Raw genomic sequence first — 13,252 nt, forward strand, 5'->3', positions numbered from 1 at the left:
TGGGCAGTTGATTTTCAGCCGTGTTGAACTGTAGAGGACTCGCTAACTCAAAGGGGTAACACATATGACGCAACAAGGTGACGCACGGCATCTAGAGACACTGGACCGCGATCTGGAACGTTACTCCAATCTTGACCGGCTCAGCAGCTACACTTCGCGTCCACTGGTGGGACCGGGCATTTCACTGGTCTTTGTGCTGTTGGCCGGTATCTCCGCGATGCTGTTCTTCGGTCAGGAAAGCAATACGGTCATTGTCGTGATTGCCGCCTGTTTGGGGGCCTATATGGCGCTGAACATCGGGGCGAATGATGTGGCCAACAATGTGGGGCCTGCGGTGGGTGCGGGTGCCTTGTCGATGGGCGGTGCTATTGCAATTGCTGTGGTTTTTGAAGGCGCGGGGGCGCTGATTGCGGGCGGGGATGTTGTTTCAACCATCGCCAAAGGCATCATTGCACCCGAAAGCATGGGCACAGCGTCGGTGTTTATCTGGGCCATGATGGCAGCCCTGTTGTCGGCCGCCCTGTGGGTGAACCTTGCCACATGGGTCGGGGCGCCGGTTTCAACGACGCATTCCGTCGTCGGGGGCGTCATGGGCGCGGGCATTGCCGCGGCCGGTTTTGCAGCGGTAAACTGGCCAACCATGGGTAAGATCGCAGCCAGCTGGGTGATCTCGCCCGTGCTGGGGGGCGTGATTGCGGCGTTTTTCCTGTGGGTTATCAAGTCGCGCATTATCTATCGCGAAGACAAAATCGCGGCCGCGCGTACGTGGGTGCCGCTGCTGGTCGGCATTATGGCAGGGGCGTTCGGGTCTTATCTGGCGCTGAAGGGGCTGAAGAAGATCATCAAGATTGACATGTCATCGGCCCTAATCATCGGGCTTGCCGTTGGTGTTCTGGTCTGGTTGGTGATGATCCCCGTCATCCGCAAACAGGCCGAGGGGCTTGAAAACCGGAACAAGTCGCTGAAAGTACTGTTTGGTATCCCGCTGGTCGTTTCGGCGGCTTTGTTGTGCTTTGCGCATGGTGCCAACGATGTCGCAAACGCGGTTGGTCCACTGGCCGCGATCGTCCAGGCGTCGCAATCCGGCGATTTCACACAAGCCGTCAGCATTCCGTTCTGGGTCATGGTGATCGGTGCCTTGGGCATATCGTTTGGTCTGTTTCTGTTCGGCCCCAAACTGATCCGCATGGTCGGGGGACAGATTACCAAACTGAACCCGATGCGCGCTTATTGCGTGGCGCTGTCGGCTGCGATCACAGTTATTCTCGCCAGTTGGCTGGGCCTGCCGGTCAGCTCGACCCATATTGCGGTTGGCGGTGTTTTCGGAGTTGGTTTTTTCCGCGAATGGGATGCAGAACGGCGCATGCGCAAGGCACGCCTTCGTTTGCCCGATACAACGGTTCACGCACCAGAAGAGCGCAGACGGCGCAAATTGGTTCGCCGCTCGCATGTCATGACAATCCTCGCGGCATGGGTCATTACCGTTCCGGCGGCGGCCGTCCTGTCGGCAGTGATCTTTTTAGGGATCAATCAAGTAATGAGTTAACCATCGGTTGAGGTGTATCTTTAGTAAGATCGCCAGGCGGGTATTTGCGAAACGCCGAAGTGCGCAACACAGAGTTATTTGCAAGCGATGCATTAAGCACACGCTTGTTCCTAGGGAGTTGTTTTAACCGGAAATTATTTTGCTTTCGGTCTGACTAAATCAATTGCGATCCTACTGGACGATCAAGGTCCATCGGCCCTGCACGAGAAATGTTTTTGTTTTTAGGGCGATCTCACGTAATGTTACATAATTATTTATTAGTTGCCGCATTTTTATAGTTCAATTCTTTTGAAAGGGTCGGCAATGATCAGACCATTTATGTACGCCACTTGTGCGATTTCTGCGCTTCTATTGGGGGCATGCGCCCCTCCCGGGCAGGGTGCCGCGGGATTTCGGGATATTGACTGGCCCCGTGCAGATCATCTGATGAGTGCAAGCGAGAACCGGGAAATCGAAATACTTCTGGCGCGCCTTGGATATATGCGTGGCGGGGCGGATGGCGTGATTACCACGTCGACCCGTCAGGCGATCAGAACTTATCAGCGCGATATCGGGGCGCCTGTAACCGGTTTTGTCAGCACGCCGCTGTTGCAAAGTCTGCGGTCGAACGCGCCGCAACAGGCGGCAAGCACAACCACCTACGCCCAGCCGAAAAAGGCAAAAACTGCGGCCAAGGCGGCCCCAAAGCAGCGTCCGGCACCAGCGCAAAAACCGTCGACACCGTCGACTGCGGAGCCGTCGGGTGACGCAGGTGGCGGGGCAGGCGGCTCCGGTGGTGGCGCATGGAACTGATTGCGCTGCAGGGCATATGACCGTGGCACGGTTGGGATCTCTCCTGATCGCCGGCATGTTGGGATTGGTGTGTTCACCTGTTGCGGCGGTGGCTCAAAACAGCACATCGGACGTACAGTTGATCGTCAGATCGACCGGCGTTTCCGGCATGGCACCTGTGGCTTTCGACCTGAACCAGAAAAGCACCCAGCGGTTTGCCCTGATCCTTGGCAATGGCGATTATGACAACGTCGGCGATTTGCCAAATGCGGTCGCCGATGCCCGGCTGTTGGCGCAGACGCTGCGGCAGAGCGATTACACGGTGTCCGAACATTACGACCTGAACAAGCGCGGCTTTGAAGCGGTGATGCGAGAGATGCTGTTCGAGGTCGAGTTCGGCGCAGAGGTGTTGGTGTTTTACGCGGGCCACGGCGTGCAGGTCGGCGGCAGAAACTACATCCTGCCAACGGACAGCAATGTGACGTCGGTGTATGATCTGCCGTTTGAAACGGTGTCCTTACAAAGCATCCTTGCGCTGGCCTCTTCGCGGGCGCGCTCGGTGGTGGCCATTCTGGACAGTTGCCGCGAGAACCCGTTTCCAGACAAGGAGCTGTCGGTGACCCTTGATGGTGTGCCGGCCTCTGTCCGTAACGGATTCAATACGCAGGAATCGCCAATCAATTCGCTTATCGTTTTCTCGACTTCGCCAGGCGCGGTCGCGCTTGATGGCGTCGGGGACAACAGCCCCTTTACCGAAGCTATGGTGGAGGCGATCAGCGCGCGTCCCGAAGCGTCGTTTGATGATCTGCTCAAGGATATTCGACGCAATGTGTATCAAAGAACAGGACAACGCCAACTGCCCTGGCAAAGCTCGTCCCTGATCGAACCGGTCTATTTGGCCCGACAAGAGGGACAAACTGCATGGCGGGTAGATCCAGCCGCCGCGAACGTGGCGGAGGGGCAAAAGGCGTTGCCGATTGCCGTCACGGGTACATTGAATCCGAAAGTGCGCGTTGGATTAAACCTGACGTCCCAGGACACCAGCCCGGCCGGTTTAACGCTTCTGTCACACCCCTCAGCGGGAAGGATCGAAGTGCAGCGGGAAGGACGGCTGCTTGAGGTGCCTCAAAACGCGACGCTGCGCGCGGATGACATGGCAAATCTCTATTACCGGCCGGCCTCGCAGATCGTGCATGCGGGTGTTGGAACGGCGGGCACGTTGAGCGACCGGTTTGACATCGGATCCGTGAGCGGGCGCCAAAGCGTGGATGTCGCGCTAACGGTCGACCCTTGTGATCGCGAAGCAGGGGATCATCTGGACCCTGAAGGGGTGGGTTTCGCGGTTTACCCGAACGAAATTGATCTTGAGGCAGCATTGGTAGCCTGCACAGCCGCTGTCGCGGGCGACCCGAAAAGCGGGCGTTTCCAGTATCAGCTGGGCCGCGTGTTTTTGGCGAGCGGCAAGATTGATGCCGCTGAAGCCGCCTATCTCAAGGCGCGGGATTTGGGGCACACGCGGGCATTTCAAGGTCTTGGTCTTTTGGAGATCGCGCGGGTTGAAGCCACCAAGGGGCGTTTGTCCGGTCGGGCATCCGAGCGGGCAATCAGCTTCTTTGCGGCAGGCGTGGCGCGAGGGGACCCATATGGCTATCACTCTCTTGGCCTGCAATTATTACGCTACCCGACCTCGGGGACCGAACAGCTGCGCGGTTTTGAATTGCTGTCGCGCGCGCTTGAGCTGGGTCATACGTTTTCGATGAACGCGCTTGGTCTCTATTTTCTGGATGAGAGCAGCGCGCATTACGACCCCAAGCGGGGGCTGCGCTATCTGCAAGGCAGTGCGGCGCGTGATGATATTTACGGTATCGCAAATATGGGTTTCGTCGCGGCGAACGGATTGGCCGGTGAGCCAAAGGACGCAGAGCTGGCCCGCGACTTGTTCGAACAGGCGGCAGCGGGCGGGCATCCGACCGCGCCGACCAGCTTGGGGCGGCTTTACATCGGGGGTGCCCTGCAAAGCGGCGCGGATGCCGTGCTGGCCGTCAAATGGTATGATGAAGGGTTGAAGCGCGGGGACAGTTGGGGCGGTGCAAATGCGGCTTGGGTCATCACCAACCGCACACCCGCCGGTTTCGCGCTGCATGACGCGGCGGTGCGGGCGGCGAAATCCGCGACATTGCGCAATCCGCAGGCACGCAAAGCGGCGCTGGACATTTTGACGGGCCTCTCAGCGAAAGCGCTTGATGGCGGGGCGCAGGCGCTGATGCGTGATCTGGGGGTCGATATTGAAATCGACGGATCGTTTGGCCCGCAAAGCCGCCAGAAACTTGAAGAATTTTTACATGTAACAGGCCGAAGTATTCCGGCGAGCAGACAGGACCGGTTGATGGTGCTGGCCCAGATATTCTGGGAGCGTTCCAAATTCAGGGTCGATCTATTTTAAACCCCCTTTGCAACGACAAAGGGACGAGGGAGCAATGAGATGCTTAAGGCAATTAGGACGATAGGTTCTGTCAGAGCCGCGGCGCAGCATGTGATGGCGGCAACTGTAGTTGCTGTCATTGGCACGGTACCAAACGCAGGGTGGGCCAACGGATCAGTCACATCGCAATGGGCTGCGGCGCATGGTACGGGCACTCCGGGGTGTAGCAATTGCCATCAGGACACCAGCGCCGCCGGCGCACGCACAACCCTGTCGCCTTACGCGCAACAACTTTCCAGCCGGTTGGCCTATCCTGATAATGGTGCCGACCGCATTGACCGTGTTCCCCCCGCGCAGGTTCTATCCGCGATGCAAAGCCTTAGAAGTTACCTAGCACCCAGCATCAGTTCCGTTTCCGCGCTGCAGGGCGGGGCCGTGATCAGCACCCAAGCGTCACCGTCCGGTGTGGTTTCGTTTCCGGCGGGCACAGACGGGTTAAGCGTGACATTCAACCCCGGCGCAATTCCGTTTTTCGGCACCTATAACGGCGTGGTGGCCCCAAGCGTGAACGCACCGGCGTTTTCCAGCACAATCCCCGGTGGGGCGATATCAGCGGCGGGCAGTAACAGCTTCACCATTTCGATGCCGGACGCAGAAACGCGGCGGGCAAACCGTCAAGCCGCGGTGCAACCTTATGCGCTTCAATTTCAGCCTACAAATACCATGGGGTTTTCAGACAGCGCAGGATTGCATGCAAGCAACCGTTTTTCTGTCAGCACGGCGAATACCCCGCCCGTTGCAGCGCCCGATACCTTCAACCCGGTGTTGTCACAGGTTCAGAACGCGTCAGGCACGCCAATTCCGCTGGCCTTAAATGTACTTAGCAATGGACGCGATGTGGACCCTGATCATGCGAGTGCGGCGCTGATCGTGACACCCGCATCGCCCGTTTTAAGCGATCCGACCTACGGCAGCATTGCGCGCAACGGGACGGGCACAGGGTATGTCTATACGGCACCTGCGACACTTGATCCGACATCCAAAACGGTGACCTTCAGCTATTCTGCTGTCGATGAGGAAGGCGGCACCAGTGTCGCCACCACGGTAACCATCAACGTGCCCGCTGCGGCAGCGCCGCCTGCGACGCGGGACTTTGTGGCCAACAACGATCTGTTCCTTCTGGCCGAGGATGCGATTCTTACCGGGGCTGACGTCAAGATCAACAATGGCAGCGGTGCGGATGATCTGGATGGGGCGACGCTGTCCGAAGTTACGTTTACCAGCGATGACGTCTCATCGGGCACGTTGACCTTCCGCAGCAATGGGACGTTTGACTACATGCCAGCGGCTGATTTTTCGGGGGATGCGACTTTCGTCTACCGGCTGGGAGATGGCACAAGCATCGACAGCGCCACCGTGACAATCCGTGTCGCCGATGGGAACGACGCACCGGTTGTCAGCCCGATCCAGCTGGTCAGTGCCAATGAATCCCGTGATCCGGTGACCGCCGATTTGCTGATTTCAAGCAGCGTCAGTGATCCCGACGGGGATACGTTGAGCGCTGAAAATATCGTGGTTTCCACAAGTTTACTACCCGCCGGCACCACCGTTGGCTTTGATCCAGATAGCGCGGTCACGGTTGAAGGCCGCGTGGTCACGATAACACCAGCCCTGTTCGAAGAGCTGGACAGTGGCGAGACGGCAAACATTACCGTCAGCTATGACGTAAGTGACGGGATCGAAACGGTGCCGAATACGCTGCGCATTACCATCCTTGGTCTTGATGACGATCTGGGCCGCGTCGCCGGTGCTTATGCCGACACGCTGTCGTCGCGCTATGTCAGCAATACGTTCGGTCCGCATTTCGACGGACAAAGCGCGGCCCCGTCATCCTGTTTGGTGTGTCACGCCAGCCTTGCAACCATTGATGCGGATGTGAAAACTGTTGATCAATGTGTTCAGACGCCCAACGTCTTTACGCAATATGGGTTGGATCTGTGTCTGAACAGGGATGCGGGAACACCGCCGTTGACGGATCTGGTGCGCCGGATGGCCGCGGCCGAAGCAAGCTATGCACCGGTGCTGACACCGACCGACACCTTGCAGATTTCCCAATCGGCCACTGCGGGTACAGCCATCGGTGCGCCTTTGACAACATCGTCCACTGGACTTGATGTATTTGGGTCAACGGCCCGTATTCACAGCTATCTGATCAACGCTGAGACAGGAACGCCAGCGACGACAGACCCGACAGGCCAGTTCGCGATTGACGAAAGCGGGCAGATTTCTGTTGCAAGTTCGGCCCTTGTTGCTGGCACCTATACGATGACGGTCTTTCCGGTAAATGACGCAGGTCAGCGCGATAACAGTGGGACACGCATCGCACGGGCAGGGTTCTTCCGGCAATCGCCCGGCCCCGAAAGTGCGGTGACCATCGAAGTTATCGGGGATGCGCCGACGCCCGTCGACGATCTGGTGAATGCAGTGAGTGATACAGCGAATACCTTTGCCGTGATCGCCAATGACAGCGGCGGTGCACCGGACAGCGTAACCATCGTGAGTGCCCCGCAAAACGGAACGGCAGCGGTAAATGCCGACCTGACGGTCACCTACACGCCGAATGCAGGGTTCACGGGGTCGGACAGTTTCACCTATCGTAGTCGAAACGGATCAGGAGAGGCCGCCAACATCGCAACCGTTACCTTGTCAGTGCTGTCGCAAGGCGCGGTTCTGGCGCTTGATGATAATGCGACTGCGGTCGAGGGGCGCACCACTGTGATTGACGTTTTGGCTAACGACCAAAACGTGCGCCGCAATGGCGCGGATGCGACAATCGTTTCGATCACCAGCAACCCTGACGCCGATACCGAAGGGCGCGTAACGCTGGACGGACAATCAATCCTGTTCACGCCGCAAGATGGTTTTACCGGCACGACGTCCTTCACCTATCTTGCGCAAAACCCGACATCTGACGGCGATGTCGGGTCAAGTGCCACGGTTACCCTGTCTGTGGTGGCCGTTGGGGGCGAGGTCATTTCCGCACAGATCACCGATCCCGAGTTGCTTAAGGTGGCGCGGGTGTTCGAACAATCCTGTTCCATTGTGCGCGGCATGGATACGCTTGACACGCAGGCGGTACAGTTTCTTGATATCTGTACGCAACTCACCATTGCTGCCAGCAATGACGAAGATCTTGCACAGGCGATGAGAGCCTTGCGCAATGAGGAACATTTTGCTGCCGTTGACGCGACTGCCACGGTCGCACGGGGTTTGGGGCGCGTTGTCAGCCGACGGTTGTCGCAGATAAAAGACGGCGGCGCCCGCGGGTTCAACATGGCCGGCATGTCCTTGCGTGTTGGCGACCAGACGATCCCGACCGAAGTGGTGACCCAAGCCCTGCGCGGCTTCCTCGGCTTTGAAGATGATCCGCTTGGGAACAAAAAATGGGGCCTGTTTATCGCCGGTGACATTGCTTGGGCAGAGCGCGATGCGAACAGCAATTCAAGCGGTTACGATCTGGAGGCGACCAATGTGATGATCGGCTATGACCGCGTGCTTAGTGACACCTACAGCCTTGGCGTTGCGCTTGGGTATGCCGAAACCACGACAGATTTCGGGGGCGGCGGCAAACTTGAAAGCGAAGGATATCAGGCGACATTCTATGCGGTGCAAAAGGATTTCCTGCGCCGTGATCTGACGTTCGAGGGGTATATTTCGGTCGGGCAGATGGCATTCAATTCGGACCGGCGGATCAATTTTTCCAATGGCGGTGCGGTTGTGGACACGATCGCCAGCGCTGAATTTGACGGCACCTATATCAACATCGCGCCCAAGTTGTCTTATGCCCGCACTTTGGGAGATTATGGGGACCCGCTCGGGGCGCTGCGCACAGGGACAAGGGTGACTTGGTCGGCCTCGCTCGACTACCTTTGGATGGCCCTTGATGATTACACGGAAACCGGTGGTGCCGGGCTTGCGCTGAATGTCGAGTCCGAGACCTATCAGTCGATGATCCTTGCCTTCGGCGTTGATGCGAGCCGGCCGATCTATATCGGGGCCGACACCCGTGCGGAGATTTACGGTGGCATCGAAATCCGCGGCGAATTGTTGGACAAGGACCGCACGGTATCTTCCGCTTTCGCGGCTGCCGGACAAAATGCGCCCCGGTTTCTGGTCAGTGAGGAGGGCACCTATGGGTTGGGTGCGGGCATCGAAATCGGGACCGTTATTTCAGTGGGACCGAGCGGTCAGCTGGATTTGAACTATGGGTATGACTTTTCAGGCGGCGGGCTGACGTCGCAGCATCTGACGTTGGGCTTCACTAAAGAGATGTCGCGCAATAGTAATCTGAACCTCAATGTGTCGCGTAATTTTCGCAGTTCGGGCAATGATGCTTCCACGGCCGAGTTGAGTTATCAATCGCGGTTCTGACCCGGCGCGTCCTTCAACCACTGCATGTCCCTTTCCGAGAAAGCATTCGCTTCGTCGGAAAGGGACAAGAGTTTGCAGTTGTTGCGGCTCCCGTAAGGTACGTTCGACAGGCGCGTTAACAAAAATTACTTTCAGTTAAAATTTTGCCGGTGGTTTTCACGTCTGTGATTGCAGCCGTTCGTGCGGTCAATTCACGGTATTTGGATCTTGAGGTTGGTCTTGGAAAATCGTTGCGTTGGACTTTTTCGATAGCCGGAGTCGTTCGATGTTATTTGGCAAGGCTTTGATATTTATTTATTTTATCAAATTTGCTTGCAAAGTGCGTGTCGACGTCACGTTGAAAGCTAAACATATTTCCAGCGTCTTTCACGGGACGGTCCCGCGAATGCAACTCCAGTCAAACTGGCTTGGCATCCGTGTGAAGCGGGTCTGAGAAACGTAACCTCTTAGCAAGGAAACATGCCACATAACGGCCGGTATTTCGGAAAGATAAATAGAATTTAAACACATTCTGGGTAGCAGGGGTCCAACAGGAGGAGAGCTTTTTGACTCAGTTGAACGAAATTGCTGCGCCAGCAGAGGGCCGGATCAAAGGCATTCATGTCATCGTTGTGTGCCTTTCGTTGTTCTTGACGCTTTTTGCGTGGCAGTTTTCCCGACAGCAGATCGAGACACGCGTTGGCCAGCGGTTCGAGGCCTCGCGCGACAGTGCGATAGGGCTCATCGTCGACCGGATGGCGAAATATGAGGATGCGCTTCGGGCTGGGGTCGCCGCAATTGAATCCCACGGTGGCGATATCTCCTATCCCGACTGGCACGCTTTTGCCCAATCGCTGGATATTCACGAAAAATACCCGGGTATTAACGGCATCGGCGTAATCCACTTTCATTCGGCGGAAACATTAAACGCCTATCTGGGGGAACAACGAGAGGTCCGACCAACGTTCCGGATTTTCCCGGAACATGACCAATCCATTTATATGCCGATCACTTTTATTGAACCCGAAAGTACCAATGCCGCGGCTATAGGGTTGGACGTCGCCCATGAAACGAACCGACGGATGGCTGCGCTGGCAAGTCGTGACACGGGGACGGCCCAAATTACCGGACCGATAACGCTTGTCCAAGATGAAAGCAGCACACCCGGTTTCCTGTTTTATACTCCGTTCGGAGCCGAAGACGCCGTAGAAGGGGCCGTATATGCACCGTTTGTTGTGCATAAGTTAATGGAAGGGCTGCTGGCGACCGAACTGCGCAACGTACGGTTTAGCATCCATGATGCCAGCACCGTGATCTATAATGAACATACCGCGGAAGATGAGTTATACGACGCGGATCCGATGTATTCCGATCGGGTCGAGGTGGACTTGTACGGACGCACTTGGACAGTGGACGTGCGGACCAATCTGGCGTTTCGCGACCAGAATACATACGCTCAATCAACTTACATTCTGATTGCTGGTCTGGTGATTGAAGCGTTGATCATCTCGCTTCTGTTTCTAATGGCCAAGGCAAACAAACGTGCGATTTCTTTTGCGGATCACGTGACACGCTCGCTCAAGAAGAAAACTGTAAAACTGGATGCAATGAATAAGGAATTGAGCATCAAAAACGAAGCTCTTGAGGAGTTTGCATATATTGCGTCCCACGACCTCAAGACCCCGATCCGGGGGATCAACGGGTTAACGGAAATGATTGAGGAAGATCTTGAGGATTATTTTGCCTCTTCTGACGCAAACCCGGAAGTAAAGCAGAACCTTGCTCTCATCCACGCGCGTATTACCCGCATGAACCAGCTTACAAAGGGCATTATGGACTATGCCAAGATTGAGGTCAGCGCTGGTGTCAATGCGCCTTTGGATCTTGAAAAAACACTGGCTGATTTGGAGTTCGATTTGGGACTTGAGAAAGAACAGTTGCAATTGAAGGGGGACATTACGTCGATTGATGCCGACACGGTCAATCTTCGAAGAGTGCTGGAAAACCTGATTGGAAATGCAGTTAAATATCATGACGGCGCACAGCCATTGCGGGTTGCCGTTTCTGCAACGCGGATGGGCGACCGCTGTATGATATCTGTGGCTGATAACGGACCGGGTATTCATCCGAAATTCCACACAAGAATCTTTAAGGTTTTTCAAACGCTTAGGTCGGCGGATATGCCGGAAAGCACTGGAATTGGCCTCGCAATCGTAAAGAAATCGATCGAACGGCATGGCGGGAATATCACGCTCGAATCCGAGCTTGGCCATGGTGCGACATTTTCTTTCGACTGGCCAGCCGATGGCACGCAAGCTTCTGACTTGCCTCTGAAAGAGGCCGCATAAAATGAAACCGGATATGAACATTTTGCTTGTCGAAGATAACGATATCGACGTCGAAATTCTCAAGCGATCCCTGCGTAAGTTGGGTTCAACCGGATCTTTGATGCGGGCCAAGGATGGTGTCGAAGCGTTGGAAATACTATCTGACGACGTGTTGCGGCAGCAGCTTGTTCGACCCTACGTGATATTGCTGGACATCAATATGCCCCGTATGAATGGGCACGAATTTCTGGCACAGCTGCGCCAGACGGAGGGCATAAAGTCGGCCCGTGTTTTTGTATTCACCACATCAGCAAGCAAAAAAGATATCGAGCTTGCTTACGAGAATTACGCTAACGGGTATATCGTGAAGCCCGACAGCTCTTCTGAACTCTCTGACGTGCTTAAGACTTTGCAAGAATATTGGAGCCTTTGTAAAATGCCGGATGCTGCGTAAGACGCGATGTTATCGCGCGTTAAGCTTGGGTCCATCGGAAGCGTCCGTCAAAGTTGCCGCCCTTTTCCCATGAGAATAGGCACGCGTCGGTCAGGGGGCTGAAAGGGTTCAGCTCGATCAACAATGGTTTCAGGCCAGATACTGGCGATTTGCCGTCCGAGGGTAGCAGCGCAAGATCAACGATGACGTCGGAAAGATGCAGTTTTTCCACGATGACTGAAGCGGCGCGCGCCACCATGGTTTCGATTTCTTTTGCATTGCTGGTGATTTCGGGAAAGCTGCGTCGGTAGGCATATTGTGACGCACCAACAAATCTGCCGTTCTTGAAAAACAGCCTTACCTCGGACCAGTCCGGTATCTTGCGCCACGCGCGCAGGTGCAGGACAACAGGATCGTCACTGCCGACCAAGACCGACAGGGCGTTCCCGACACGCGGGTCATCGGTCGTGATGATTTGCATAACGTCATTACGGGTCTTGGCGGCTCGCTTTTCAATCAGCGATGCTTTCCAGCTACAATAGCCAATACGCGGCATGACCCCTTCGGGATACTTCAGCAAAGCAGAGTCAATTTCGGTAAGCAGAGCTTTTGACAGAAAATCCCGCGCCCTGACATCGAACTGCTGACGAAATGCCGTGGAAAAAGCACCAAGCGCCGATGCATCTTCCGGGGTCAGCACGATGGAAGTCATCGGTGCAGCCAAATTTTTCAAGGGTGCAGGCCAGTTTTCCGGAAACGTCTGACTGATGGCAAAGGGAAAGCTCATTTGAGGTCGAGATCAACCGCGTTCGCGACGATGAACGGGGTTGCCCAATGATCATAGCCAATCTTGTCATCGGTGTCATACAGACTGTCGAGAAAAGCTGTAAAGCTCTCAGACTGTTGAAAAATATGGGCTTCATTGTTGTCTTCGCTGCCCCAATCCGCGCTGTTTGCCTGCCATAGAAATACACGGCCAAAATCACTCGGGCGCAACGAAAGCAAAAATATCAACCCGCCGGGGTCTTCGCCGATCAGCAAAAAGCCCTCAGGCACAGCGCTGCCGAAGATCTCGCCCCGTGCATGGGATTCGACGTTTTCCAAACTGAACAGCCGGTCACAAAATGCCTGGCGGTCAACGGAGCGGCGGACCGCATCCGGCGTCACCTCGTCAAATACATTCGGATAGGGAAAACCACCGTCATAACGGGTAAGAAATGCCGTATAATCAGCGGGCAGTTTCCCCCCGACGCCTGCCGCAAAATCCGCGATGCGGGCGGCCTGATCAGCTGGAACAGGCGCGCGGCCTTTTTCAGGAGCAATTTTCATTATCAGCCCTTCGT

At 55.8% G+C, this 13,252-nt stretch carries 8 protein-coding genes; 6 read left to right on the top strand and 2 right to left on the bottom strand.

Translation table 11 applies throughout. The annotated features are described in order from the left end of the window. Positions 1 to 64: 64 nt before the first annotated feature. From Z947_RS0107310 to Z947_RS0107340, 6 genes are all read left to right on the top strand, one after another. Positions 65 to 1,546, top strand: coding sequence for an inorganic phosphate transporter (locus Z947_RS0107310; protein ID WP_025043654.1), 1,482 nt, complete (start codon positions 65 to 67; stop codon positions 1,544 to 1,546). Between the two features lie 303 nt (positions 1,547 to 1,849). After that, a complete protein-coding gene (locus Z947_RS0107315) occupies positions 1,850 to 2,338 on the top strand; it encodes a peptidoglycan-binding domain-containing protein (RefSeq protein WP_025043655.1) in 489 nt (162 codons plus the stop codon). After that, a complete protein-coding gene (locus Z947_RS21470; RefSeq protein ID WP_156026632.1) occupies positions 2,289 to 4,760 on the top strand; it encodes a caspase family protein in 2,472 nt (823 codons plus the stop codon). Before Z947_RS0107315 ends, Z947_RS21470 begins: the two co-directional genes overlap by 50 nt. A gap of 93 nt (positions 4,761 to 4,853) precedes the next feature. Further along, the gene (locus Z947_RS0107325) at positions 4,854 to 9,170 is read left to right on the top strand and encodes an Ig-like domain-containing protein (RefSeq protein WP_025043657.1); all 4,317 of its coding nucleotides are present in this window, start codon (positions 4,854 to 4,856) and stop codon (positions 9,168 to 9,170) included. A 545-nt stretch (positions 9,171 to 9,715) separates the two neighbouring features. Beyond that, a complete protein-coding gene (locus tag Z947_RS0107335; RefSeq protein WP_240477517.1) occupies positions 9,716 to 11,497 on the top strand; it encodes a sensor histidine kinase in 1,782 nt (593 codons plus the stop codon). A 1-nt stretch (position 11,498) separates the two neighbouring features. Continuing rightward, the gene (locus Z947_RS0107340) at positions 11,499 to 11,930 is read left to right on the top strand and encodes a response regulator (protein ID WP_025043659.1); all 432 of its coding nucleotides are present in this window, start codon (positions 11,499 to 11,501) and stop codon (positions 11,928 to 11,930) included. A gap of 19 nt (positions 11,931 to 11,949) precedes the next feature. Here the strand turns inward: Z947_RS0107340 and Z947_RS0107345 are convergent, their stop codons facing one another. Then, the gene (locus Z947_RS0107345; protein ID WP_162171868.1) at positions 11,950 to 12,621 is read right to left on the bottom strand and encodes a cell division cycle protein 123 family protein; all 672 of its coding nucleotides are present in this window, start codon (positions 12,619 to 12,621) and stop codon (positions 11,950 to 11,952) included. 71 nt (positions 12,622 to 12,692) lie between these two features. Further along, positions 12,693 to 13,238 carry an SMI1/KNR4 family protein gene (locus Z947_RS0107350; RefSeq protein WP_025043661.1) on the bottom strand — a complete coding sequence of 182 codons (546 nt, stop codon included), beginning with the start codon at positions 13,236 to 13,238 and terminating at the stop codon, positions 12,693 to 12,695. Positions 13,239 to 13,252: the final 14 nt, after the last annotated feature.

The sequence above is a fragment of the Sulfitobacter geojensis genome (genome assembly GCF_000622325.1).
GTDB classification, from domain to species: Bacteria; Pseudomonadota; Alphaproteobacteria; order Rhodobacterales; family Rhodobacteraceae; genus Sulfitobacter; species Sulfitobacter geojensis.

What these genes read in the sequence shown, in the direction of transcription:
- Z947_RS0107310 (WP_025043654.1), top strand. Translation starts at nt 65, where the DNA reads ATGACGCAACAAGGTGACGCACGGCATCTAGAGACACTGGACCGCGAT.
- Z947_RS0107315 (WP_025043655.1), top strand. Translation starts at nt 1,850, where the DNA reads ATGATCAGACCATTTATGTACGCCACTTGTGCGATTTCTGCGCTTCTA.
- Z947_RS0107325 (WP_025043657.1), top strand. Translation starts at nt 4,854, where the DNA reads ATGGCGGCAACTGTAGTTGCTGTCATTGGCACGGTACCAAACGCAGGG.
- Z947_RS0107340 (WP_025043659.1), top strand. Translation starts at nt 11,499, where the DNA reads ATGAAACCGGATATGAACATTTTGCTTGTCGAAGATAACGATATCGAC.
- Z947_RS0107345 (WP_162171868.1), bottom strand. Translation starts at nt 12,621, where the DNA reads ATGACTTCCATCGTGCTGACCCCGGAAGATGCATCGGCGCTTGGTGCT.
- Z947_RS0107350 (WP_025043661.1), bottom strand. Translation starts at nt 13,238, where the DNA reads ATGAAAATTGCTCCTGAAAAAGGCCGCGCGCCTGTTCCAGCTGATCAG.